Source organism: Vibrio sp. SCSIO 43155, from assembly GCF_023716605.1.
GTDB lineage: Bacteria > Pseudomonadota > Gammaproteobacteria > Enterobacterales > Vibrionaceae > Vibrio > Vibrio harveyi.
The window spans coordinates 3,533,550-3,555,936 of sequence record NZ_CP071852.1; the positions used below are offsets into that span (position 1 = coordinate 3,533,550).

At 46.1% G+C, this 22,387-nt stretch carries 20 protein-coding genes and 1 pseudogene; 7 read left to right on the forward strand and 14 right to left on the reverse strand.

Going from position 1 to position 22,387, the window contains the following annotated elements; all coding sequences use genetic code 11:
• The 3 genes and pseudogenes from J4N44_RS16830 to J4N44_RS16840 all read right to left on the reverse strand — a co-directional run.
• Complete coding sequence (locus J4N44_RS16830) at positions 1-555, reverse strand: hypothetical protein (RefSeq protein ID WP_005378966.1); 555 nt, start codon at positions 553-555, stop codon at positions 1-3.
• Positions 556-1,064: 509 nt separating this feature from the next.
• Positions 1,065-2,717, reverse strand: a complete 1,653-nt coding sequence (locus J4N44_RS16835; RefSeq protein ID WP_005378964.1) for a recombinase family protein — start codon at positions 2,715-2,717, stop codon at positions 1,065-1,067.
• An 84-nt stretch (positions 2,718-2,801) separates the two neighbouring features.
• Positions 2,802-3,446: pseudogene (locus tag J4N44_RS16840) on the reverse strand (magnesium chelatase domain-containing protein); the annotation flags it as partial.
• 463 nt (positions 3,447-3,909) lie between these two features.
• Here J4N44_RS16840 and ilvG point away from each other — a divergent pair.
• Genes ilvG through ilvA form a run of 5 tightly spaced genes read left to right on the forward strand, consistent with a single transcriptional unit; the run spans position 3,910 to position 10,210 of the window.
• Positions 3,910-5,556: an acetolactate synthase 2 catalytic subunit gene (gene ilvG / locus J4N44_RS16845; protein ID WP_252044696.1), complete on the forward strand. Its 1,647-nt coding sequence runs from the start codon at positions 3,910-3,912 to the stop codon at positions 5,554-5,556.
• 11 nt (positions 5,557-5,567) lie between these two features.
• Entirely contained in the window at positions 5,568-5,852 is a 285-nt protein-coding gene (gene ilvM, locus J4N44_RS16850; RefSeq protein WP_005440786.1) for an acetolactate synthase 2 small subunit, read from the forward strand.
• A 12-nt stretch (positions 5,853-5,864) separates the two neighbouring features.
• Positions 5,865-6,803 carry a branched-chain-amino-acid transaminase gene (gene ilvE, locus J4N44_RS16855; protein ID WP_005451015.1) on the forward strand — a complete coding sequence of 313 codons (939 nt, stop codon included), beginning with the start codon at positions 5,865-5,867 and terminating at the stop codon, positions 6,801-6,803.
• 13 nt (positions 6,804-6,816) lie between these two features.
• On the forward strand, positions 6,817-8,658 hold the full coding sequence (ilvD, locus tag J4N44_RS16860; RefSeq protein WP_252044698.1) for a dihydroxy-acid dehydratase: 1,842 nt from the start codon (positions 6,817-6,819) through the stop codon (positions 8,656-8,658).
• Between the two features lie 4 nt (positions 8,659-8,662).
• Complete coding sequence (ilvA, locus tag J4N44_RS16865) at positions 8,663-10,210, forward strand: threonine ammonia-lyase, biosynthetic (protein WP_252044699.1); 1,548 nt, start codon at positions 8,663-8,665, stop codon at positions 10,208-10,210.
• Positions 10,211-10,247: 37 nt separating this feature from the next.
• Here the strand turns inward: ilvA and punR are convergent, their stop codons facing one another.
• Positions 10,248-11,150, reverse strand: a complete 903-nt coding sequence (gene punR / locus J4N44_RS16870; protein WP_005451018.1) for a DNA-binding transcriptional activator PunR — start codon at positions 11,148-11,150, stop codon at positions 10,248-10,250.
• Positions 11,151-11,303: 153 nt separating this feature from the next.
• On the opposite strand from punR, the gene punC reads away from it, so the two are divergent.
• Positions 11,304-12,509 carry a purine nucleoside transporter PunC gene (gene punC, locus J4N44_RS16875; RefSeq protein WP_005451019.1) on the forward strand — a complete coding sequence of 402 codons (1,206 nt, stop codon included), beginning with the start codon at positions 11,304-11,306 and terminating at the stop codon, positions 12,507-12,509.
• Positions 12,510-12,591: 82 nt separating this feature from the next.
• Here the strand turns inward: punC and J4N44_RS16880 are convergent, their stop codons facing one another.
• Positions 12,592-13,368 (reverse strand): transporter substrate-binding domain-containing protein, encoded by a 777-nt coding sequence (locus J4N44_RS16880; RefSeq protein WP_009699091.1) that lies wholly within the window; start codon positions 13,366-13,368, stop codon positions 12,592-12,594.
• 122 nt (positions 13,369-13,490) lie between these two features.
• On the opposite strand from J4N44_RS16880, the gene J4N44_RS16885 reads away from it, so the two are divergent.
• Positions 13,491-14,231, forward strand: coding sequence for an amino acid ABC transporter permease (locus J4N44_RS16885; RefSeq protein WP_009699092.1), 741 nt, complete (start codon positions 13,491-13,493; stop codon positions 14,229-14,231).
• 85 nt (positions 14,232-14,316) lie between these two features.
• On the opposite strand, the gene glmU is transcribed toward J4N44_RS16885, so the two are convergent.
• From glmU to atpB, 9 genes are all read right to left on the reverse strand, one after another.
• Positions 14,317-15,678 carry a bifunctional UDP-N-acetylglucosamine diphosphorylase/glucosamine-1-phosphate N-acetyltransferase GlmU gene (glmU, locus tag J4N44_RS16890; protein ID WP_009699093.1) on the reverse strand — a complete coding sequence of 454 codons (1,362 nt, stop codon included), beginning with the start codon at positions 15,676-15,678 and terminating at the stop codon, positions 14,317-14,319.
• Between the two features lie 149 nt (positions 15,679-15,827).
• The gene (locus tag J4N44_RS16895; protein WP_005429758.1) at positions 15,828-16,250 is read right to left on the reverse strand and encodes a F0F1 ATP synthase subunit epsilon; all 423 of its coding nucleotides are present in this window, start codon (positions 16,248-16,250) and stop codon (positions 15,828-15,830) included.
• An 18-nt stretch (positions 16,251-16,268) separates the two neighbouring features.
• Positions 16,269-17,672 (reverse strand): F0F1 ATP synthase subunit beta, encoded by a 1,404-nt coding sequence (gene atpD, locus J4N44_RS16900; protein WP_005451025.1) that lies wholly within the window; start codon positions 17,670-17,672, stop codon positions 16,269-16,271.
• A gap of 35 nt (positions 17,673-17,707) precedes the next feature.
• The gene (gene atpG, locus J4N44_RS16905; RefSeq protein WP_005440806.1) at positions 17,708-18,574 is read right to left on the reverse strand and encodes a F0F1 ATP synthase subunit gamma; all 867 of its coding nucleotides are present in this window, start codon (positions 18,572-18,574) and stop codon (positions 17,708-17,710) included.
• Positions 18,575-18,618: 44 nt separating this feature from the next.
• Positions 18,619-20,160: a F0F1 ATP synthase subunit alpha gene (atpA, locus tag J4N44_RS16910; protein ID WP_005451027.1), complete on the reverse strand. Its 1,542-nt coding sequence runs from the start codon at positions 20,158-20,160 to the stop codon at positions 18,619-18,621.
• 13 nt (positions 20,161-20,173) lie between these two features.
• On the reverse strand, positions 20,174-20,707 hold the full coding sequence (gene atpH / locus J4N44_RS16915) for a F0F1 ATP synthase subunit delta (protein ID WP_017191014.1): 534 nt from the start codon (positions 20,705-20,707) through the stop codon (positions 20,174-20,176).
• Between the two features lie 14 nt (positions 20,708-20,721).
• The gene (gene atpF / locus J4N44_RS16920) at positions 20,722-21,192 is read right to left on the reverse strand and encodes a F0F1 ATP synthase subunit B (RefSeq protein ID WP_005451032.1); all 471 of its coding nucleotides are present in this window, start codon (positions 21,190-21,192) and stop codon (positions 20,722-20,724) included.
• Positions 21,193-21,263: 71 nt separating this feature from the next.
• Positions 21,264-21,518 (reverse strand): F0F1 ATP synthase subunit C, encoded by a 255-nt coding sequence (gene atpE / locus J4N44_RS16925; protein WP_002540812.1) that lies wholly within the window; start codon positions 21,516-21,518, stop codon positions 21,264-21,266.
• Positions 21,519-21,573: 55 nt separating this feature from the next.
• A complete protein-coding gene (gene atpB / locus J4N44_RS16930; protein ID WP_005451034.1) occupies positions 21,574-22,386 on the reverse strand; it encodes a F0F1 ATP synthase subunit A in 813 nt (270 codons plus the stop codon).
• Between the last annotated feature and the right edge of the window lies 1 nt (position 22,387).

A 22,387-nucleotide genomic window follows, 5' to 3' on the forward strand; every position in this document is an offset into this window, starting at 1 on the left:
TTAATGAATTTCTAAAGCGGTGTTAGTAGCTTGATGCATAGCAACAAAAAATTCTTCAGTTGGTTCGAAGTTAGTTTCGTTCCAAATATCATCAGACATACACTGTCTGGCCAGACCATTTAAATCATAAATAGCAGTACGTAAGCGAACGATACCCACTAGAACATCTCTAGTAGCCTCGATGACCTCTTTACCGTTAGGGTCTAGGGCGAACTGAACCTGACGTTCAGCATAGTGTTTTTTACCCATTTCCTCTAGACCACGAACCATCATTTCAAGACCATCCATCATACCAAGAGGAACATCAAATGCCTCTTCAGGATTTTCCATGTCAAGAATTTCAAAATATGCTTTTTGCAGGTTCGCAACCTGTTCATTAAGAACAAGTGAAACGGCTGCACTCTGTTCAAGTAACTCATTAAGTTTTTTACTATCGATCAGAGAACAACGAACCTCGCTTTCACATACTGCACCAAAGTCCGCAAGAAGTGTGTGTGTTGCTTGCGGTACAGAAGCAAAAGCTCCTGAAGACAGAGCAGACATTAATACACTCATAGCTAGCCCCTTCATAGGAAGACTCCGTTTGATAATTGTAGTAGTTATTGATGGCGACGCGTATTGTAAAGCTGAGTTTTAGCCAAAAACTCATCAAGTTACGGTCGCGGAATTATCCATTTCCGGAGTCAGATTACAACCATTTTTCGGTTAAATACAAATCAGAATCAAGCCCTAAACATCAGTTTTTTCTGTTAAATCCTCAACCAATGCTTCGACAACAAGTTTCTTATTCATACCCCTAAGTTGACCTCAAAAAAATATTTTTAAGCGCTATAGAGCCTCACTGGGCTCCAATTTGGGGTGTTTACTAAACAGGTTTACTAATAAATCTAAAAAATTTTTTAGTTTTCCCAACAATTCTCACACTTTTAATAGTAAGGGCGCGGATTTTAATCTATATCCCCCCTCTGTTGTCTAATAACTAATCAGAATAAGCAAGGGGATTTATAAATTATAATCTCTACCACATATATCGACCGATATATTATTTTCTATAGATCAAGCCTTTACCTTTTACGCAGTGTTTCTTTAACAATATAAGTAGCAGGTAAAAACTCTCTCATATCCCATGACGGTTTAACGACATAAGAGTTTTGTCTTTTATCAAACTTGAGCAAAACTTCACGGCTTTCATCTACTGTTATAGTCACTAACTTATTGATTGCATCAAACTGAATACTATCGATGCACTGTGACAGTTGAGAGTTTATCTTTGCTCTCAGAGGGACATTAGACTTATCGGCTGCATCTTTCCGCAAAGTAGCAAGCGTTATCCTTAGCTCTTTCCAGATATTGCTTGATGCTGGTCCAAGCTCTAACTGATCTACTTGCTTCTCTAATATAGAAGACTGTTTTTCAAGCTCCTTTAGCTGAGCCTCTCTTTGATCTAGCTTTGTTAGTAGAGCCTTACTGCCGGAACTAGAGTCAAGGTAATCAACTAGTCTTGCTATGGACTCTTCTACTGCAACTTTCTCTCTATATATAGAATCAAAACGCTCACGAGCTCGAGATAACTCTTCTTGATTGGGAGAACTATGTAACTTTAGATCTAGTGTCGCTGCTACGTTAAGTATTGCTGCTTCTACTACAACATATCGCATTGAAGCATATTGGCATTTTATCCCGTCGTAATGGGTTTTCTTCTTCGCCCGACTACAAACTAAATACTGCCCACCTTTGGAGCCTCTTCCTTTGTCGACATAGTTCATTGATGCACCGCAGTTCTTACACTTAACAAAACCAGTAAATAGATTATTGATAAGGCTCTTTCTGATACCACTAGTCTTGTTAGTTCTACTCGCTATTGCTAACTGTGCCTTTTTGAAAGTAGATACATCTATTGCTTGGGGATAGAAACCAAGTATAGGGTCTCCATCCTCAACACGCTTTCCGCCCTCATTTCTATGGGGTTGATACTCACCTAAGACCGTCCTAGCCCGTAATATCTTCTTTATATAGGTAGAGTGCCATCCTGTTTTAGATCTTCCCCAAGGCTCTAACCCCTCTTCGTTAAATCGCCTATGTATAGATGTGGCTCCCATACCATTGATAGTCATTTGGAAAATACGTTTGATAATGGCAACCCTCTCCGGAATCAATTCATAGCCATTACTCGTAAGCTTTATCCAGTGAGGGTTGTTGTACCGTGTAGGTTTGAGGTTTTCTCGGGCTAATCGGCGCTTTTCTTTGTGTGCCTCTCTAAGACGCTTAGATTTAGTCTCACTTTCTTCATGTGCCCTCATCATCAAAACCAGGGACATCATCAGGTCACCAATGTTATCTAATGACTCTACTGTAAATACCCTATTATCTTGTAGAGTCACAATATTAATTCCGAGTTCAAGAAGGTGCATGAATCTTTGTAACGCTATAGAAATTCTCTCTCGACTAAGCCTGTCCATTGATTCAACTAATAGATAAGAACCTTTAGGTATCTGACCTTGTTGAACCGCATTGATAAACTCACCTAACGCTCCTTCTTTTACATGGTTTCCGTGGTAAGCCGATAGTCCTAAGTCTCTGAGAGTAAAGTCTGCTAGTTCTAAGTTCTGCTCGTAGCAATATTTTTGAGCTGCTTCTGTTTGCCTTCTAAAGGAATCTCCTTTTGCCTGCTCTAAGGAGCTGAAACGAACGTAACTGTATGCTAATGGAGTAGTCACAAACTTTCCTCGTACTAAATTTTTTCAGCACTTTAGGAGCTCCATTCTGCGTATTCAAGGGTGGGGTTATTCCAGACACTCTAATAGTAGGTTGTGATTGCCAGCCGCAGCAATTTCTAAAGCGCGTTTACCTTGTTGTTGACCAATGATGTCTTGTAAATCACGACCGTGCGTTTTGGTCTCTTTTTTCTTCGGGGTTTGATATAAATTCAATTGATGCTGACCACAAAGCTCAGCACACACTTCCAGTAACGATTGGGCTGATTTATGCTGCTCTTTCCCCACTAATGCCGCTTGATCACCATTCGCATGAGGCACCACTAAACGACGCTGTTTTTTGTTCGCAGCCAACGCAGCAGGTAGCACGCCTTTTACAGGTCTCAGCCCTCCAGAAAGGGCTAATTCACCAACAAATTCGTAGTTTTTGAGCTTATCTGTCGCGATTTGTTCTGAAGCAGCCAAAATCCCTAATGCAATCGGCAGATCAAAGCGCCCACCTTCTTTGGGCAAGTCAGCAGGAGCCAAATTGACCGTAATTCGTTTTGCTGGGAACTGAAAGTTGGAATTAACGATCGCACTTCGGACACGATCTTTCGATTCTTTTACTGTGGTTTCCGGTAGACCCACCAGCGTAAACCCCGGCATCCCATTACTGATGTGGACTTCCACGCTTACCGACGGCGCTTGCACACCCACACTTGCTCGACTATGAATGATTGCCAGCCCCATAATTTCCTCAAATTTTTGTTCGTTATATAACCAGATGTTTTCTATATGGATATGTTATATAGCCTGTCCAGAATGGTACTTAATGTGAAAAAAGAATGACTTTTTGCTTGTCATGCAGCAGATTTGTGTGTTACCACTAGTGACGCAAACATTTTCGTAGAACATTACACACTACTTTTTAACGAAAAAAAGAACGACAGACAGATGAACTTATTCGCTCACAACAACTCACTGCTAGCCCTGATTATCGTGGTCATTATTGGCACCGCGCGGGGTATTGTGGGCGAAAGATAACCACAAATTACGAAAAACCCCCGCACTGAAAAGTCCGGGGGTTTTTTTACAACTACAAGTTGTCATCTGTCTAACCCTCAGACAGCTTAACGGGAAGAATGGGAGTGCACATGAAGTGCAAAACACATGGCGATAGCTACGAGCCACAACGTAGCAAAGGAGGTTTACGATGACCGGTGCAGAACTAGTCGTAGCCGCTTTAAGGCAACAAGGCATCGAAACGGTGTTTGGGTATCCGGGTGGAGCCATCATGCCGATCTACGATGCCTTGTATGACGGAGGTGTGGAACACATCTTATGTCGTCATGAACAAGGGGCAGCCATGGCCGCCATAGGGATGGCCCGCGCAACACAAGACGTTGCGGTTTGTATGGCAACTTCCGGACCAGGAGCCACCAACCTTGTTACTGGTCTTGCCGATGCCTTTCTCGATTCCGTTCCTCTAGTAGCCATCACAGGTCAGGTTGCTAGCTCTCATATCGGTACCGATGCATTCCAAGAAATGGATGTGATTGGTATGTCCCTAGCTTGTACCAAACACAGCTACCTAGTGACCGACATTGAAGACCTTGCTCCAACACTTTCCGAAGCGTTCGAAGTTGCAAAAACAGGTCGCCCAGGTCCAGTGATTGTCGATATCGCCAAAGACGTTCAGCTTGCCCAAGCACCCATAGAACTTCTGCCTCCTTTTGTTCCACCAGCCCCTCCATTAGCAAGTGACGCCGATATCCAGCGCGCACAAGAAGTACTTGCCGCTTCAACTCGCCCAGTTTTATACGTCGGCGGCGGTGTACAGATTGCCAAAGCGACAGATGCAGTACGCGAGTTTCTACGGTTAAACCCAATGCCAGCGGTCAGCACGCTGAAAGGTTTGGGCACCATTGAACGTCATGACCCACACTATTTAGGTATGCTGGGTATGCACGGCACTAAAGCTGCGAACCTAGTAGTTCAAGAATCTGACCTTTTGATTGTGGTTGGGGCCCGTTTTGATGATCGTGTGACGGGCAAACTCGATACCTTTGCGCCGCATGCCAAAGTGATTCATATCGATATCGATGCAGCCGAAATTCACAAGCTTCGCCATGCTAATGCACCACTTCGCGGTGAAATCAGCAAGATTCTTCCTCAACTAGAACTGGCTCAAGATATCTCCCCTTGGGTGCATCACAGCGAAAGTCTGCGTAGCGGATTCAAATGGCGTTACGACCACCCAGGCGAGTTGATCTACGCACCGCTACTACTCAAACAACTGTCTGACATGATGCCGGATAGCTCAATTGTGTCGACCGACGTCGGTCAGCACCAGATGTGGGCAGCACAACATATCCAACCACGCGATCCACAAAACTTCATCACTTCGGCCGGTCTTGGCACCATGGGTTTTGGTCTGCCAGCCGCAATGGGTGCCGCGGTCGCACGTCCTGATGATCAGTCTATCCTTATTACAGGTGACGGTTCATTTATGATGAACGTGCAGGAGTTGGGCACGCTAAAGCGTCGTCAGATTCCAGTGAAGATAGTCCTTCTTAACAACCAACGTCTTGGCATGGTTCGCCAATGGCAGTCGCTATTCTTCGACGGTCGTCATAGCGAAACCATTCTTGATGACAACCCAGATTTCGTGATGCTTGCAAAAGCCTTCGATATCCCGGGCAAGACCATCACCAAGAAAGAAGAAGTCGAACCGGCTCTCAAAGAGATGCTAGAAAGTAAGACTTCTTACATGCTTCACGTTTTAATCGATGAGGAAGAAAACGTGTGGCCACTTGTACCGCCAGGTGCATCAAATAGTGACATGTTGGAAAACACTTAAGAGGCAATCACATGGACAGATATTTACTCGACATCAAAGCCGACGACAAACCGGTACTGTTAGAGCGCGTTCTTCGTGTGATTCGTCACCGAGGCTTTGTGATCAAACAAGTCGCAGCTACCCAAAACCATGAAAGCAAAGTAGCCAGCGTAGAGATCATCGTCGACAGCGATCGACCTATCTCGTTCTTGGTCAATCAAATTGAGAAGTTGTGGGATATTCGTACCGTAGAAGTACTTAAGATCCGCAACGATGAACTCCCAAATCACAACTTACAACAACACGTAAGTGCATAAGGAAGGCAATAAATGGCAACGAAAACTGCAGATTACATTTGGTTTAATGGTGAGATGCTCCCGTGGGCTGAAGCGAACGTTCACGTTCTTACTCACGCAATGCATTACGGCACCTCTGTTTTTGAAGGCGTACGCTGTTACAACACGCCAAAAGGACCAATTGTCTTCCGTCACCGTGAACATGCGCAACGTCTAAAAGATTCAGCCAAGATTTACCGCTTCCCAATTCCATACTCTGTGGAAGAAATTATGGAAGCAACACGTGAAACCCTTCGCCAGAACAAACTCGACAGTGCTTACATTCGTCCATTGGGCTTTGTGGGCAATGTTGGCTTGGGTGTTTGCCCGCCTGTTGGCACTGAAATGGATCTGATCATTGCGGCTTTCCCTTGGGGGTCTTACCTAGGTGAAGAAGCGTTAGAGAAAGGTGTTGATGCGATGATTTCAAGCTGGAACCGTGCAGCACCAAATACTATCCCTACCGCAGCGAAAGCAGGTGGTAACTACCTATCTTCACTGCTCGTTGGCGGTGAAGCTCGTCGTCACGGTTATGATGAAGGCATCGCTCTCAGCGTAGATGGTTACTTATCGGAAGGCGCAGGTGAAAACATCTTTGTTATCAAAGATGGCGTCATCACAACACCACCAGCAACCAGCGCTATTCTGCCAGGCATCACTCGCGATTCAATCATGACCATTGCGCGTGATAAAGGCTATGAAGTTCGTGAAGCAAACATTGCTCGTGAAGCCCTTTACCTTGCTGACGAAGTCTTCATGACAGGCACAGCCGCTGAAGTCGTGCCTGTTGCAACCATCGACAAAATTGAAGTAGGCAGCGGTAAGCGCGGTCCTATCACCAAAGAACTACAAGCGGCCTATTTCGGCCTATTTAACGGCACCACGGAAGATAAGTGGGGCTGGTTAGACTATGTGTACCCAGAACAGAAGTAAGAAGGATTAGGAAATGCCAAAATATAGATCAGCAACCACCACACATGGTCGTAACATGGCGGGAGCACGTGCATTGTGGCGTGCCACTGGCGTCAAAGAAGAAGACTTCGGTAAACCAATCATCGCAGTAGTAAACTCATTTACTCAGTTTGTTCCGGGTCACGTACACCTGAAAGATATGGGTCAGCTTGTAGCACGCGAAATCGAAAAAGCTGGCGGTATCGCAAAAGAATTCAACACCATCGCCGTTGATGATGGTATCGCAATGGGTCACGGTGGCATGCTGTACTCATTGCCTTCACGCGAACTGATCGCAGACTCCGTTGAGTACATGGTAAACGCACACTGTGCCGATGCTATGGTGTGTATCTCTAACTGTGACAAAATCACTCCGGGAATGTTGATGGCATCAATGCGTCTCAACATTCCTGTTATCTTTGTTTCTGGTGGTCCAATGGAAGCGGGTAAAACCAAGCTTTCCGATCAGATCATCAAGCTAGACCTTGTTGATGCAATGATCCAGGGCGCAGATCCAAAAGTTTCTGATGAGCAAAGCGAACAGATCGAGCGCAGTGCATGCCCAACGTGTGGATCGTGTTCAGGCATGTTTACCGCAAACTCGATGAACTGTTTAACTGAAGCACTCGGTCTTTCTCAGCCGGGCAACGGTTCTATGTTGGCGACTCACGCAGACCGTGAACAGCTATTCCTTAACGCGGGTCGACGCATTGTTGAACTGACTCGTCGTTACTACGAGCAAGATGACGAATCCGCATTGCCACGCAACATCGCAACCTTTGATGCCTTTGAAAATGCTATGGCACTGGACATCGCTATGGGTGGCTCAACTAATACGATTTTGCACTTATTGGCAGCAGCGCAAGAAGGCGAAGTCGATTTTGATATGGAAGATATCGATCGCCTGTCTCGCCAAGTACCGCACCTGTGTAAAGTCGCACCGTCCACTCAGAAATATCACATGGAAGACGTGCACCGCGCTGGTGGTGTAATGGCTATCCTTGGTGAGCTTGACCGTGCCGGTCTACTGCACAATGATGTGCGCACCGTACTTGGTCTTTCCATGAAAGAGCAGCTCGCAAAATACGACATCATCCAAACTGAAGACGAAGAAGTACTCAAGTTCTACCGCGCAGGTCCTGCAGGTATTCGCACTACACAAGCATTCTCACAAGATTGTCGCTGGGATCGACTTGATGATGACCGCGCTGAAGGTTGTATTCGTGCCCAAGACAATGCTTTCAGCCAAGAAGGTGGTCTAGCTGTTCTATCTGGCAATATCGCACTTGATGGCTGTATCGTTAAGACCGCTGGCGTTGATGAAAGCATTCTTAAGTTCACTGGTCCTGCCGTGGTTTTCGAGAGCCAAGAAGACGCCGTTGAAGGCATCTTAGGCGGAAAAGTTAAAGCGGGCGACGTGGTTATTATCCGCTACGAAGGTCCTAAAGGTGGTCCGGGCATGCAAGAAATGCTGTACCCAACCACTTACTTGAAATCGATGGGACTCGGTAAAGAGTGTGCACTTCTGACTGACGGTCGCTTCTCTGGAGGCACATCAGGTCTGTCTATTGGTCACGCCTCTCCTGAAGCGGCAAATGGCGGTGCGATTGGTCTGGTAAAAGAAGGCGATATGATCGCAATTGATATTCCAAATCGTTCAATTTCACTCCAAGTATCTGAACAAGAGCTTGCTGAGCGACGTGCAAAACAAGACGAACTAGGCTGGAAACCTGTTGACCGCCAACGTGAAGTTTCATTTGCACTTAAAGCTTACGCAAGTATGGCGACCAGTGCTGACAAAGGTGCAGTACGAGACAAATCTAAGCTCGAGGGCTAGCTTTATGAGTCAACCCTTTCCCTTAAAACAGGAAAAACAATCTGGTGCAGATTATCTGCGCCAGATCTTGCGAGCTCCTGTGTATGAAGTTGCAACAGTCACCCCATTGCAAGAAATGCCTCGCCTTGCTGCACGCATTGGTAACAATGTGCAAATCAAGCGCGAAGATCGCCAGCCCGTGCACTCGTTCAAACTGCGCGGTGCTTACAACATGGTGGCAAGCCTGTCTGAAGCACAGAAAGCCGCTGGTGTCATTGCTGCATCCGCAGGTAATCACGCCCAAGGCATGGCGCTTTCGGGTACAAAGCTAGGCATAAAAACCACCATCGTGATGCCAAAAACCACACCAGATATCAAAGTCGATGCGGTACGCGGGTTTGGTGGCAACGTGGTGCTGCATGGCAGTAATTTTGATGAAGCAAAAGCGGAAGCTGAGCGCCTATCCGAGTTAAACGGTTATACCTTTGTCCCACCATTCGATCATCCACTGGTGATTGCAGGTCAAGGTACTATCGGCATGGAAATGCTGCAGCAAAATGGTCACCTGGATTACATTTTCGTACCTGTTGGTGGTGGCGGTTTAGCCGCAGGCGTAGCGGTGCTTGTGAAGCAGTTGATGCCAGAAATCAAAGTAATTGCGGTCGAGCCAGAAGACTCTTCATGCTTAAAAGCAGCTTTGGATGCTGGTGAGCCAGTCGTACTAGACCAAGTCAGTATGTTTGCCGATGGCGTCGCAGTAAAGCGCATTGGTGAAGAGACGTTTCGTCTGTGCCAAAAGTACATTGATGGGCATATCGCAGTCTCCAGTGATGAAATCTGCGCTGCTGTGAAAGACATCTTTGAAGATACTCGTGCTATCGCAGAACCTTCCGGCGCACTTGCTCTAGCGGGCTTAAAGAAGTTTGCTGAGCAAAACAAACTCGAAGGCAAAAATCTAGGCACCGTACTGTCAGGCGCCAACACCAACTTCCATGGTTTGCGTTATGTTTCTGAACGCTGCGAGCTTGGTGAGAAACGAGAAGGTCTGCTTGCGGTCACCATTCCTGAGCGTCAAGGTGCCTTCTTTGAGTTCTGTAACCTCATTGGCGGTCGTGCCGTAACGGAGTTTAACTATCGTTACAACGATGACGCACTGGCGAATATCTTTGTCGGTGTGCGTTTGCAAGGCGGTCAGGAAGAACTAGAAAACATCATCCATGACTTGCGTGATGGTGGTTACCCTGTGGTTGACCTCTCTGATGATGAAATGGCGAAACTGCACGTACGCTATATGATTGGTGGTAAACCATCTAAGCCACTCAAAGAACGCCTCTACAGCTTTGAGTTTCCAGAATATCCGGGAGCGCTACTGAAATTCTTGAGTACACTCGGTACCCATTGGAATATCAGCTTGTTCAACTACCGTAACCACGGCGCTGACTACGGACGCGTTTTATGTGGTTTCGAGTTAGATGAAAGCGATTTAGCTCAGTTTTCTGCGCATTTGCGCGAACTTGGCTATCAATGCAAAGACGAAACAGATAACCCGTCTTACAAGTTTTTCTTGTCTTAGACCCGCCAAAGCCACTTTCCTTGAAAGTGGCTTTTTGTTAATACTGCAGCCAATCCTGATGCAGTTTATTTGGTGTACCTAAGTAATCCACCATCCATTGAATCAACTTGTGATTGTCATCTTTACGCCACACCAAACAACATTGGCTCAACGGTTTATCATCCTCCAGGACTTTTTCCACCAGCACACCATCGTGGATCAGTGGCATGGCAATATGGCGCGGCATGTAACCGACTCCTACTCCATTCTTTAGACATTCGATCGCGCTATACCAATTAGGTAACAGCAGACGACGCTGTTTCGGATAATGACCAGTATGACGTTTTGGCAGCACGTTCGAGGTGTCATCGAGACAGATCGCCGGAAATTGACTCACAAACTCTTCTGTCAGGACTTGCTGGCGAACACAAGGGTGCGCAGGTGACATAACAAATGCCCAATCCAATACCCCCATGTCTTTTACTTCAAAATCACCCCCAACTGGAATCGCTGACGTTGCACCGACGACAATATCAGCACGCCCTTGGGCAATCGCTTCCCATGAGCCGTTAAACACTTCCATGTTGATTTGCAGCTCAGCAAATTCAAACTCACGATAAAAATCTTCAACCAAAGGCTTAAGCTTATCGAGTTTAACCACGTTATCCAGTGTGAGCTTCAATGTTGACTGCCAACCATGTGCCGCGCGGCGAGTTTGCGCTTTCACTTCAGCCATTTGTCGTAGCATTAAACGCGCTTCTTCAATGAACAACTCTCCAGCTGGTGTCAGTTCCACTTTTCTCGGTAATCGACGGAACAACACTACATCGAGATCTTGCTCTACTTGACGAACACCGTAGCTGATCGCAGAAGGGACTTTATGCAGCACTTCAGCAGCCGCAGTAAAACTGCCCAATCGAGCAACGGTATCGAGCATTTCCAGTGAAGACTTGGAGAACATGATTTCGACCTTTCAAAATTTTTGATTGATAACCAATAATTTTAGCGTTTTATTTTCTTAAAATCGAAAAATAGAATGGCGAGGTAAATAAATCAGGGTTGGCGCCAACTGATATTGACTAAAAAATGATTAAATAATTTGATTGGTTGAATCATGAAAATATCAAAACTACAACTCGTTTACCTTGCAGCCTTGTCTATGCTTGGCTTTATTGCGACCGATATGTACCTACCTGCGTTCAAAGCGATGGAAATCGACTTTGCAACAGGTCCAGAACAAATCGCACTTTCACTGACCGTATTTCTTGTTGGTATGGCTTTTGGTCAATTGATGTGGGGCTTGGCTTCAGACAAATTTGGACACCGTAATACACTGGCAGCTGGTTTAGTGCTGTTTACTGTTGCGTCCTTCGGTCTCGCATTCAGTGAGCAAGTGTGGCAACTATTAGCATTGCGCTTTGTTCAAGCAATTGGTGTCTGTGCCCCAGCTGTTATTTGGCAAGCGATGGTGATCAAACGTCACTCTAGCAGTAGCCAACAGATTTTTGCGACCATCATGCCGCTGGTGGCTCTGTCTCCAGCATTAGCACCTCAGTTAGGTGTACTGCTCGCAGATAGTTTTGGCTGGCATAGCATTTTTGTAGCGTTGACACTGATGGGCGTACTGCTTGTCGTTGCGACAATGGCGCAAAAAAATGAAAAGGCAGAAACAAAACAAACCAGCATGTCGTCTGACATCAAAGCACTTCTAGGATCTAAAACTTACCTAGGCAACGTGTTTATGTTTGCGACGGCATCTGCAGCTTTCTTCGCTTACCTAACAGGTATGCCAGAAATCATGTCTCAACTCGGCTACGAAGCAAAAGACATCGGTTTGAGCTTTATCCCACAAACCATTGCTTTCATGGTGGGTGGTTACCTAGGTAAAGTTGGTGTTCGCAAATTTGGTGATGAAAAAATTCTGCGTCAGTTGATCGGTTTATTCAGTGTTGCCGCGTTGCTTATCTTCGTAGCTTCGCAGTGGGAATTGACCTCCATCTGGCCAATCCTAGCGCCTTTCTGCCTGATTGCGGTAGCGAATGGTGCGCTGTACCCAATCGTAGTAAACCGTGCATTGGCAAGTGCGAAGCAAAGCCCTGCAACCGCAGCTGGTTTGCAAAACAGCCTGCAAATTACCGTGAGCAGCCTATCAAGCGCGCTAGTAGCAGCGATGGCAAGCCAAGCTCAGATGGTAACGGGTGTTGCAATCATCATCTGTATGGGTGGTCTGTGGATGGGTTACATCTTGTCTAACCGTGAATTGTCTAAACACTTCACAACTCCAGACAATGCTCGCGTAGTGAGTGAAGACGAGCTTTAGATTCAATTCAAAGTTATCTTAAAACAAAGAGCCGCTGCTGAGCGGCTCTTTTATTCTGTATTAGTAACAATAAGCAACGAACTTACATGCTCTTCAGTCCCCACTTTTCAGCGGTTTGCTCAAAGAAGCCTTGGGTTTTCTTCAACTCAACCCAATGATTGATGTAATTAATCCATACTTGATCATCTTGAGGTAGCAGCATCGCAATAGGGGTAGGCTTACGAGGCTCCTTCACCGGCACTATCGCCAGTTGCTTAAACTTGGTCACCAACGTTGCCGCTTCTACATTGGATGTTACCGATACATCAGCGCGGCGAGCTAATAATTCTTGGAAATCACGCGCAGGCGCTTCAATCACAATATGTTGTGCAGATGGAAAGAAATCTTTGACCATCTTTTCTTGCACTGTCCCCAGCGTAGCCGCCACTTTTACATCAGGTTTGTCAAAGTCAGCCCAATCAGAGAACTTCGCTAAGTCTTTCTTTTGTACAACAGGAACAAACGCAAGGTAGAAATACGGTTGGCTATAACCCGCAACTTTCGCTCGTGACATATTCAATGATGCACTACCCGTAATATCGTATTTGTTGGCAGTAATGCCATTGACTAGCGTTTTCCAATCGGTCGCGACGTATTCCACCTTAACACCAAGATCTTTAGCAAGCTCAGAGGTGACGTCGATATCAAAACCACGATAGCTATTGGTCGCTGGATCTTTCATCGTCATCGGATTCCAATCCCCTGTCGTCCCGACACGCAACACACCTTTATCTAAGATCTCTTGTAGACGACTTTCTGCATGAGCGACTTGAGTTATCGCAAGCAAACACATTCCTAGCGCAAGCAAAGTTTTTTTCATTTTCTATTCCCTTAAAAGAATGACGGTAGGAGATATTCCCTTTAATTATTAACCATTAGTACGGCTTCATTGATAACATAGCAGCAACAAAGGAAGTTTTTTAGTCAGTTCAGGGAGTAAATGTGAACTATCGACATCTATGCTTAGTTTCGCTGCTGTTTCTCACCGGTTGTTCCGATTACCAATGGGGCTGGTATGTGCTTGACCCATCAACCGAGCAAGGGCTAACAAACATCAAGTTTTTGGTCGCCGGTTTTAATGACACGATCCAAGTGTCACTACTCAGCATGCTGTTTGCAATGACCATCGGATTGATTATTGCTCTTCCCGCCCTTTCTGACTCTCCGGTGCTCAAGTGGATCAACCGCGTTTATGTGGAAGTGATCCGCTCTATTCCCGTTTTGGTATTGTTGCTGTGGGTGTATTACGGAATGCCAACGTTACTCGATGTATCCTTAAACCACTTTTGGGCAGGTGTCATTGCGCTAACTATCGCAGAAAGTGCCTTTATGGCGGAAGTATTTAGAGGGGGAATCCAAGCCATCAGTCGCGGACAACACGAGGCAGCGGAGTCATTAGGGTTAAACTACTGGCAAAAAATGCGCTTAGTGATCCTTCCACAAGCATTTCGCCAAATCTTACCGCCGCTGGGGAATCAATTTGTTTATATCCTTAAGATGAGTTCGTTAGTCAGCGTAATCGGTCTAAGCGACCTAACAAGGCGTGCTAATGAATTGGTCGTGAATGAGTACTTACCATTAGAGATCTATACATTTCTCGTCTTAGAGTACTTGGTACTGATTCTTTTGGTCTCTCAAGCGGTTCGCTGGCTAGAAAAACGCATAGCGATTCCGAGTCACTAAACTCTCCCTTTCACAACACTAGATACAACAAAGCCGCTCAGATGAGCGGCTTTGGTTTATTTCGGTTAAAGAAAGCAGCTGAGGCTTACTTTTGTTTTACCGGGCGTTGCCAACCGGTAATTTTGCGCTCTTTCGCGCGAGTAATCACAAGCTCACCTTCTGCAACGTCTTTGGTTAATGTCGTACCAGCACCAATCGTTGCACCATCAGCAATCGTCACTGGCGCAACAAGCTGGCTATCTGAGCCAACGAAGACGTCGTTACCAATGATGGTCTTAAACTTGTTCGCACCATCGTAGTTACAAGTGATGGTACCTGCACCGATGTTAGTACGTTGACCGATCTCAGCATCACCTAGGTAAGTCAGATGGTTCGCTTTAGAGCCTTCGCCGATACGTGCGTTTTTCACTTCTACGAAGTTACCTACGTGAGAATCGTTACGCATTTCTGCGCCAGGGCGTAGGCGTGTGAATGGACCAACTGTACATTCTTCACCAACTGTTGCACCTTCAATCACACTGTAAGGACGAACCACCGTGTTATCATCGATTTCACAGTCTTTCAGTACGCAACCAGCACCGATTACGACGTTATCACCCAGTGATACTTTACCTTCGATGATCACGTTTGCATCGATTTCACAATCCATACCGCATTGCAGTTCACCGCGTAGGTCGAAACGTGCTGGATCACGCAGCATTACGCCTTGCTCTAATAGCTTCTGTGCTTGCATTGATTGGAATGCACGCTCAAGACGAGCCAGTTGAGCACGGTCGTTAACGCCTTCTACTTCAATCGCGTTTACTGGGTGCACCGCCTCAACCGCGCGACCTTCATCGTGCGCTGCCGCGATAACGTCTGTTAAGTAGTATTCGCCTTGTGCGTTTTCATTATTTAGACCAGCAAGCCAGCGTTTCAGGTCACCACCTGTCGCCACCAGCACACCAGTATTACATTCTTTGATGAGCTTCTGCTCTTCTGTTGCGTCTTTTTGCTCGACGATCGCCACTACTGGACCATTTTTACGAATGATACGACCGTAACCCATTGGGTTATCTAGCATCACTGTTAGTAGTGCAATACCGCCTGTTGGTTGTGCATCTAATAGGTTTTCAATCGTTTCTGCTGAAATCAGTGGAACATCACCGTAAAGCACCAGTACTTTTTCATCGTCTTCAAACTTCGGAGACGCTTGATCAACCGCGTGACCTGTACCTAGTTGCTCCGCTTGCAGTACCCAATTAACCGGCTCTTTTGCTAGCGTTTGTTGCATTTGATCACCACCGTGACCATATACTAGGTGGATGTTTTGTGCACCAAGACCTGTACATGTATCGATAACATGTTTTGCCATCGGCTTCCCTGCCAAAGTGTGTAGCACTTTAGGCATGTTCGAATACATACGGGTACCTTTACCCGCAGCAAGAATCACAGCACTGAATTTCATTAATAACCTATTGACGTTCTATTTTAATTGGGCGTTATTTTAAACAGCTTGAAAGGAATAGTTAATGGTGGGATGTAAATTTCCAACTAAAATTAATCAAAAAGGCGACCAATTGGCCGCCTTTTTTCATGCAACGTTGCTAATTGAGCTTAGCGACGCTTTTTGGTCAGCTCGATAACTCGTAGCTGAGCAATGGCTTTAGCCAGTTCACTGGCCGCTTGTGCGAAGTCCATGTCACCATGCTGATTCTGGATTTGCTCCTCAGCGCGGCGCTTGGCTTCTTCTGCCTTCGCTGCGTCTAGATCTTCACCACGAATCGCAGTATCAGCCAGTACTGTAGCAGTACCAGGCTGAACTTCGACCATACCACCAGAGACATAAATGAACTCTTCGTGGCCGTGCTGTTTCACAATACGCACCATACCAGGCTTAATAGCGGACAGCAGCGGAGTGTGACCGTGGAAAATACCCAGTTCACCTTCGCTACCGGTCACCTGAAACGTTTCTACACGACCAGAGAAAATACGTTTCTCAGCGCTTACTACGTCTAGGTGAAAGGTTATTGGTGCCATATCGCCTCCTAGTTAGCCTTATAGCTTCTTCGCATTCTCGATAGCATCGTCAATCGTACCGCAGTACATGAACGCTTGCTCTGGAATGTCATCGTATTCACCAGCTAGTAGACCTTTGAAGCCACGTAGTGTCTCTTTAAGAGGTACGTAAACGCCTGGGTCACCTGTAAATACTTCCGCTACGTGGTAAGGCTGAGTTAGGAAACGCTCAATCTTACGTGCACGAGATACAACTTGCTTATCTTCTTCAGATAGCTCGTCCATACCTAGAATCGCGATGATATCTTTCAGCTCTTTGTAGCGCTGAAGTGTCTGCTGAACGCCACGAGCTGTGTCGTAGTGCTCTTGACCAACTACTAGTGGGTCTAGCTGACGAGAAGTCGAATCTAGTGGGTCGATCGCAGGGTATAGACCCATAGCTGCGATGTTACGGTTAAGTACAACCGTTGCATCCAAGTGCGCGAACGTTGTTGCTGGAGACGGGTCAGTCAAGTCATCCGCAGGTACGTATACCGCCTGTACAGACGTGATAGAACCTTGCTTAGTTGACGTGATACGCTCCTGAAGCACACCCATCTCTTCTGCAAGAGTTGGCTGGTAACCTACCGCAGAAGGCATACGACCTAGAAGTGCTGATACCTCAGTACCTGCAAGCGTGTAACGGTAGATGTTATCAACGAACAGAAGTACGTCACGACCTTCGTCACGGAAACGTTCTGCCATTGTTAGACCAGTCAGTGCAACACGTAGACGGTTGCCTGGTGGCTCGTTCATCTGACCGTAAACCATCGCTACTTTAGATTCTTCAGGATTCTCAACGTTTACAACGCCCGCTTCCTGCATCTCGAAGTAGAAATCGTTACCTTCACGAGTACGTTCACCAACACCAGCAAATACTGATAGACCTGAGTGTTGAAGTGCGATGTTGTTGATAAGCTCCATCATGTTAACGGTCTTACCTACACCTGCACCACCGAATAGACCGATTTTACCACCCTTAGCGAATGGACAAACCAAGTCGATTACTTTAACACCAGTTTCTAGAAGTGCTGTTTCGTTTGATTGCTCTTCGTAGCTTGGTGCTTCACGGTGAATAGAGTAAACCTCTTCTGCACCGATCTCACCACGCTCATCAATCGCGTCACCTAGGACGTTCATGATACGACCTAGAGTTTTAGTACCTACTGGTACTGAAATTGGAGCGCCAGTGTTAACCACTTCAACGCCACGACGTAAACCATCAGAGCTACCCATTACGATACAACGAACTACGCCACCGCCTAGCTGTTGTTGAACCTCAAGAACTAGACGCTCTTTAGATTCTGTAACGTTTAGAGCGTCATATACACTTGGTACTTCGCTCTGTGGGAACTCTACGTCGACTACCGCACCGATGATCTGTACGATCTTACCTGTAGCCATCGTTAATCCTCTAAACTATTTCGTTTTACCTAAGCTTAAACCGCAGATGCACCACCAACGATTTCCGATAGTTCTTGTGTGATCGCAGCCTGACGGGCTTTGTTGTACACAAGTTCTAAATCTTCAATCAAGTTGGTTGCGTTATCCGTTGCAGCCTTCATCGCAATCATTCGAGCCGCTTGCTCACAAGCAAGGTTCTCAACCACACCTTGGTATACCTGAGACTCTACGTAACGCACTAGAAGTGTGTCTAATAGAGGTTTTGGCTCAGGCTCATAGATGTAGTCCCATGAGTGCTCACGCTGCATCTCTTCGCTGTCCGATTTAGGCAAAGGTAGCAATTGATCGATCGTTGGTTGCTGAATCATAGTGTTCACAAACTTGTTAAACACCACATATAGACGATCCAGTTCACCTTCATCGTATTTCTTAAGCATTACGCCAACAGAACCGATTAGGTCTTCTAGGCTTGGGCTATCCCCCAGACCAGAAACCTGTGCCGCAACTTTTGCGCCACCATGTTTAAAGAAAGCTGTTGCTTTTGAACCAATTACAGCCAGTTCAACTTCAGCCCCTTTCTCTTTCCATGATTGCATGTCTGTAACGGCTTTCTTGAACACGTTAATGTTCAAACCACCACACAGACCACGGTCTGTCGAAACGATGATGTAACCAACACGTTTAGCTTCACGCTCTTCTAGGTACGGATGACGGTACTCTAGGTTTGCGTTAGCCACATGACCGATCACTTTACGCATTGTTTCAGCGTATGGACGAGAAGCTTCCATTGCGTCTTGAGAACGACGCATTTTTGAAGCTGCTACCATTTCCATCGCTTTCGTAATTTTCTGAGTGCTTTTAACACTACCGATTTTATTACGTATCTCTTTTGCGCCGGCCATCGTTACTCTCCGTTAGTTGGTGGCAGAAACTGCCACCGACCTAATTACCAAGTTTGGGTTGCTACGAAGTCGTCAGTCAGTTTCTTCAACTGAGCTTCAACTTCATCGTTGTATGCACCCGTCTTGTCGATCTCAGCTGCGAATTCAGCGTATTGACCGCGAGCGTACGATAGTAGAGCCGCTTCGAAATCTAGCAGTTTGCTTAGTTCAACATCTGCTAAATAGCCGCGCTCTGCCGCGAAGATTACTAGTGCTTGGTCAAATACAGACATTGGAGCGTACTGCTTTTGCTTCATTAGTTCTGTAACTTTTTGACCGTGGTCTAGCTGTTTCTTCGTCGCTTCATCAAGGTCAGACGAGAACTGCGCGAATGCCGCTAGTTCACGGTACTGAGCTAGTGCAGTACGGATACCGCCTGATAGCTTCTTGATGATTTTCGTCTGAGCTGAACCACCTACACGAGATACTGAGATACCTGGGTCAACCGCTGGACGTACACCTGCGTTGAATAGCTCAGTTTGTAGGAAGATCTGACCATCGGTAATCGAGATTACGTTAGTCGGTACGAATGCTGAAACGTCACCTGCTTGAGTTTCAATGATAGGAAGAGCAGTTAGAGAACCAGTCTTACCTTTCACTTCACCGTTAGTGAAACGCTCTACGTACTCTTCGTTTACACGAGCTGCACGCTCTAGTAGACGCGAGTGTAGGTAGAATACATCACCTGGGAATGCCTCACGGCCTGGTGGACGTTTTAGTAGTAGAGAGATCTGACGGTAAGCTACCGCTTGCTTAGATAGATCATCGTAAACAATCAGTGCGTCTTCACCGCGATCGCGGAAGTATTCACCCATCGCACAACCTGCGTATGGCGCTAGATATTGTAGCGCTGCAGATTCAGAAGCAGATGCAACAACAACGATAGTGTTAGCTAGCGCGCCGTGCTCTTCTAGTTTGCGAACTACGTTAGCGATAGTCGATGCTTTCTGACCGATTGCTACGTAGATTGAGAAAATACCAGAGTCTTTCTGGTTGATAATCGCGTCGATCGCCATTGCTGTTTTACCAGTCTGACGGTCACCGATTACAAGCTCACGCTGACCACGACCGATTGGGATCATTGAGTCAACTGATTTGTAACCAGTTTGCACAGGTTGGTCTACCGATTTACGGTCGATTACACCTGGTGCGATTACTTCTACAGGCGAAGTCAATTTAGCTTCGATTGGACCTTTACCATCGATAGGCTCACCTAGTGTGTTCACTACGCGACCTAGAAGTTCTGGACCAACTGGCACTTCAAGAATGCGACCAGTACCTGTAACTTTCATGCCTTCCTTAAGGTCAGCATATGGGCCCATTACTACCGCACCAACCGAGTCACGCTCAAGGTTAAGTGCTAGTGCATAACGGCCACCCGGTAATTCAATCATTTCACCTTGCATCACGTCCGCTAGGCCGTGGATGCGGATGATACCATCGCTTACCGATACGATAGTACCCTCGTTGCGAGCTTCACTAACAACTTCGAAAGATTCGATACGTTGTTTGATCAGATCGCTAATTTCCGTGGAATTAAGTTGCATGCTCCAATCCCCATTAAGACTGCAATGCATCGCTCAGGCGGTTCAAACGACCACGCGCTGAGTCATCGATGACTAGGTCTCCGGCTCGAATAATAACCCCACCAAGTAGGGTCTCATCTACACTGCAATTCAGCTTCACTTTGCGTTCAAGACGCACTTCAAGTTTGCTGCCAATGTTTGCAAGTTGTTCATCAGAAAGTTCGCTTGCTGAAATTACTTCAACATCGATTTCTTTCTCATGCTCTTTCTTCAATAGGAAGAATTGCTCACAAACATCAGGAAGGGCCGTCAGACGACCATTCTCAGCCATTACCTTAATCAGGTTTTGACCGTGCGCATCAACTTGTTCGCCACAAACTGCAACAAAGATTTCTGCCATTTTGTCAGCAGAAACTGAACCCGTTAGAAGTTCATTCATTTGTTCGTTTTTGGCAACTTCAGCAGCAAAAGATAGCATTTGACCCCATTGGTCTAGCTGATCTTTGTCTACAGCAAAGTCGAAGGCTGCTTTAGCATAGGGGCGTGCGATTGTAGTCAAATCAGACATATGCGCCCCCAGACTTAAAGTTTTGCAGTAATGTTGTCGAGAATATCTTTCTGAGCGTCTTTATCGATAGTACGCTCAAGGATTTTCTCAGCACCAGCTACAGCCAGAGTAGCAACTTGTTTGCGCAGCTCATCGCGTGCACGATTACGTTCAGCTTCAAGTTCTGCTTCCGCTTGCGCTAGGATTTTCTGGCGTTCTGCCTGAGCTTCCTCGCGAGCTTCATCAATAATTTGAGACTTACGCTTGTTCGCTTGGTCGATGATCTCAGTTGCTGTGCGCTTCGCTTCTTTCATCTGATCAGAAGCGTTGGCTTGTGCTAGATCCAAGTCTTTTGCAGCACGTTCCGCTGCTTGAAGACCATCAGCAATTTTCTTCTGACGCTCTTCGATCGCTTGCATCAATGGTGGCCATACATACTTCATGCAGAACCACACAAATAGTGCGAACGAGATTGCTTGACCTAGCAGAGTTGCGTTTATGTTCACAACAGCTACCCCTCTATTTGGACTTAGTGTTAATCAGTGACAAGCCTGAGCTCGTCCCGAGTTAAAGGTGATTAACCTAGTTGACCAACGAATGGGTTTGCGAATGTGAATAGTAGCGCGATTACGATACCGATCATTGGAACCGCATCAAGTAGACCTGCGATGATGAACATCTTAACTTGTAGCATAGGAGCCATTTCTGGTTGACGTGCTGCACCTTCTAGGAATTTACCACCTAGTAGTGCGAAACCAATCGCTGTACCAAGAGAAGCAAGACCGACGATAATACCTACGGCGATTGCAGAAAAGCTCAGTAAAGTTTCCATTACTATCTCCAATTTATAGTTGTTGGCTTAGTGCCCAAATAAAAAGCTTAAAAAATTAATGATCAGAGTCTTCGTGTGCCATTGACAGGTAAACAATTGTCAACATCATGAATACGAAGGCTTGAATCGTAATAACCAAGATATGGAAGATTGCCCACGGTAGTGAACCCATCCATTGCAAGTACCATGGTAGCATTGCCGCACAAAGAATGAATACAACCTCACCCGCGAACATGTTACCGAATAGACGCATACCAAGTGATAGAGGCTTCGCTAGTAGCGATACCACTTCAATCAGTAGGTTAAACGGAATCATCAGTGGGTGATTGAATGGATGTAGTGCAAGTTCTTTTGCGAATCCACCTAGACCTTTCACTTTGATGCTGTAGTAGATCATCAATGCGAAAACGCCTAGAGCCATAGCCATGGTGATATTCACATCAGCAGACGGTACAACCTTAAGATAAGGGATACCTAGCCAATGCTCTGCTGGGTACGGTAAGAAGTCGATAGGAACTAAGTCCATCACGTTCATCAAAAATACCCAACAAAAGATAGTCAGTGCTAAAGGCGCGATCAGTGGGTTGCGTCCATGGAACGTGTCTTTGACGTTTTCCGCGACAAATTCAACGATCATTTCTACAGCACACTGAAGCTTACCTGGTACACCCGCTGTTGTTCTCTTCGCTACTTTGTAAAAAATTCCGAGGAAGATTAAACCAGTAAACCAAGAAAAAAACAGGCTATCGATATGTACGTTCCAGAAACTTGTCTCCTCCGCTACTAGACCTAACTTGTAAAGAGATAGGTTAGTAAGGTGGTGGGCAATGTAACCGGACGATGTTAGCGCTTCACCTGGCGCAGCCATA

Coding starts and splice junctions, on each gene's coding strand:
- J4N44_RS16830 (WP_005378966.1), bottom strand. CDS start 555: ATGAGTGTATTAATGTCTGCTCTGTCTTCAGGAGCTTTTGCTTCTGTA.
- ilvG (WP_252044696.1), top strand. CDS start 3,910: ATGACCGGTGCAGAACTAGTCGTAGCCGCTTTAAGGCAACAAGGCATC.
- ilvM (WP_005440786.1), top strand. CDS start 5,568: ATGGACAGATATTTACTCGACATCAAAGCCGACGACAAACCGGTACTG.
- ilvE (WP_005451015.1), top strand. CDS start 5,865: ATGGCAACGAAAACTGCAGATTACATTTGGTTTAATGGTGAGATGCTC.
- ilvD (WP_252044698.1), top strand. CDS start 6,817: ATGCCAAAATATAGATCAGCAACCACCACACATGGTCGTAACATGGCG.
- ilvA (WP_252044699.1), top strand. CDS start 8,663: ATGAGTCAACCCTTTCCCTTAAAACAGGAAAAACAATCTGGTGCAGAT.
- punR (WP_005451018.1), bottom strand. CDS start 11,150: ATGTTCTCCAAGTCTTCACTGGAAATGCTCGATACCGTTGCTCGATTG.
- punC (WP_005451019.1), top strand. CDS start 11,304: ATGAAAATATCAAAACTACAACTCGTTTACCTTGCAGCCTTGTCTATG.
- J4N44_RS16880 (WP_009699091.1), bottom strand. CDS start 13,368: ATGAAAAAAACTTTGCTTGCGCTAGGAATGTGTTTGCTTGCGATAACT.
- glmU (WP_009699093.1), bottom strand. CDS start 15,678: ATGAAATTCAGTGCTGTGATTCTTGCTGCGGGTAAAGGTACCCGTATG.
- J4N44_RS16895 (WP_005429758.1), bottom strand. CDS start 16,250: ATGGCACCAATAACCTTTCACCTAGACGTAGTAAGCGCTGAGAAACGT.
- atpD (WP_005451025.1), bottom strand. CDS start 17,672: ATGGCTACAGGTAAGATCGTACAGATCATCGGTGCGGTAGTCGACGTA.
- atpG (WP_005440806.1), bottom strand. CDS start 18,574: ATGGCCGGCGCAAAAGAGATACGTAATAAAATCGGTAGTGTTAAAAGC.
- atpA (WP_005451027.1), bottom strand. CDS start 20,160: ATGCAACTTAATTCCACGGAAATTAGCGATCTGATCAAACAACGTATC.
- atpH (WP_017191014.1), bottom strand. CDS start 20,707: ATGTCTGATTTGACTACAATCGCACGCCCCTATGCTAAAGCAGCCTTC.
- atpE (WP_002540812.1), bottom strand. CDS start 21,518: ATGGAAACTTTACTGAGCTTTTCTGCAATCGCCGTAGGTATTATCGTC.
- atpB (WP_005451034.1), bottom strand. CDS start 22,386: ATGGCTGCGCCAGGTGAAGCGCTAACATCGTCCGGTTACATTGCCCAC.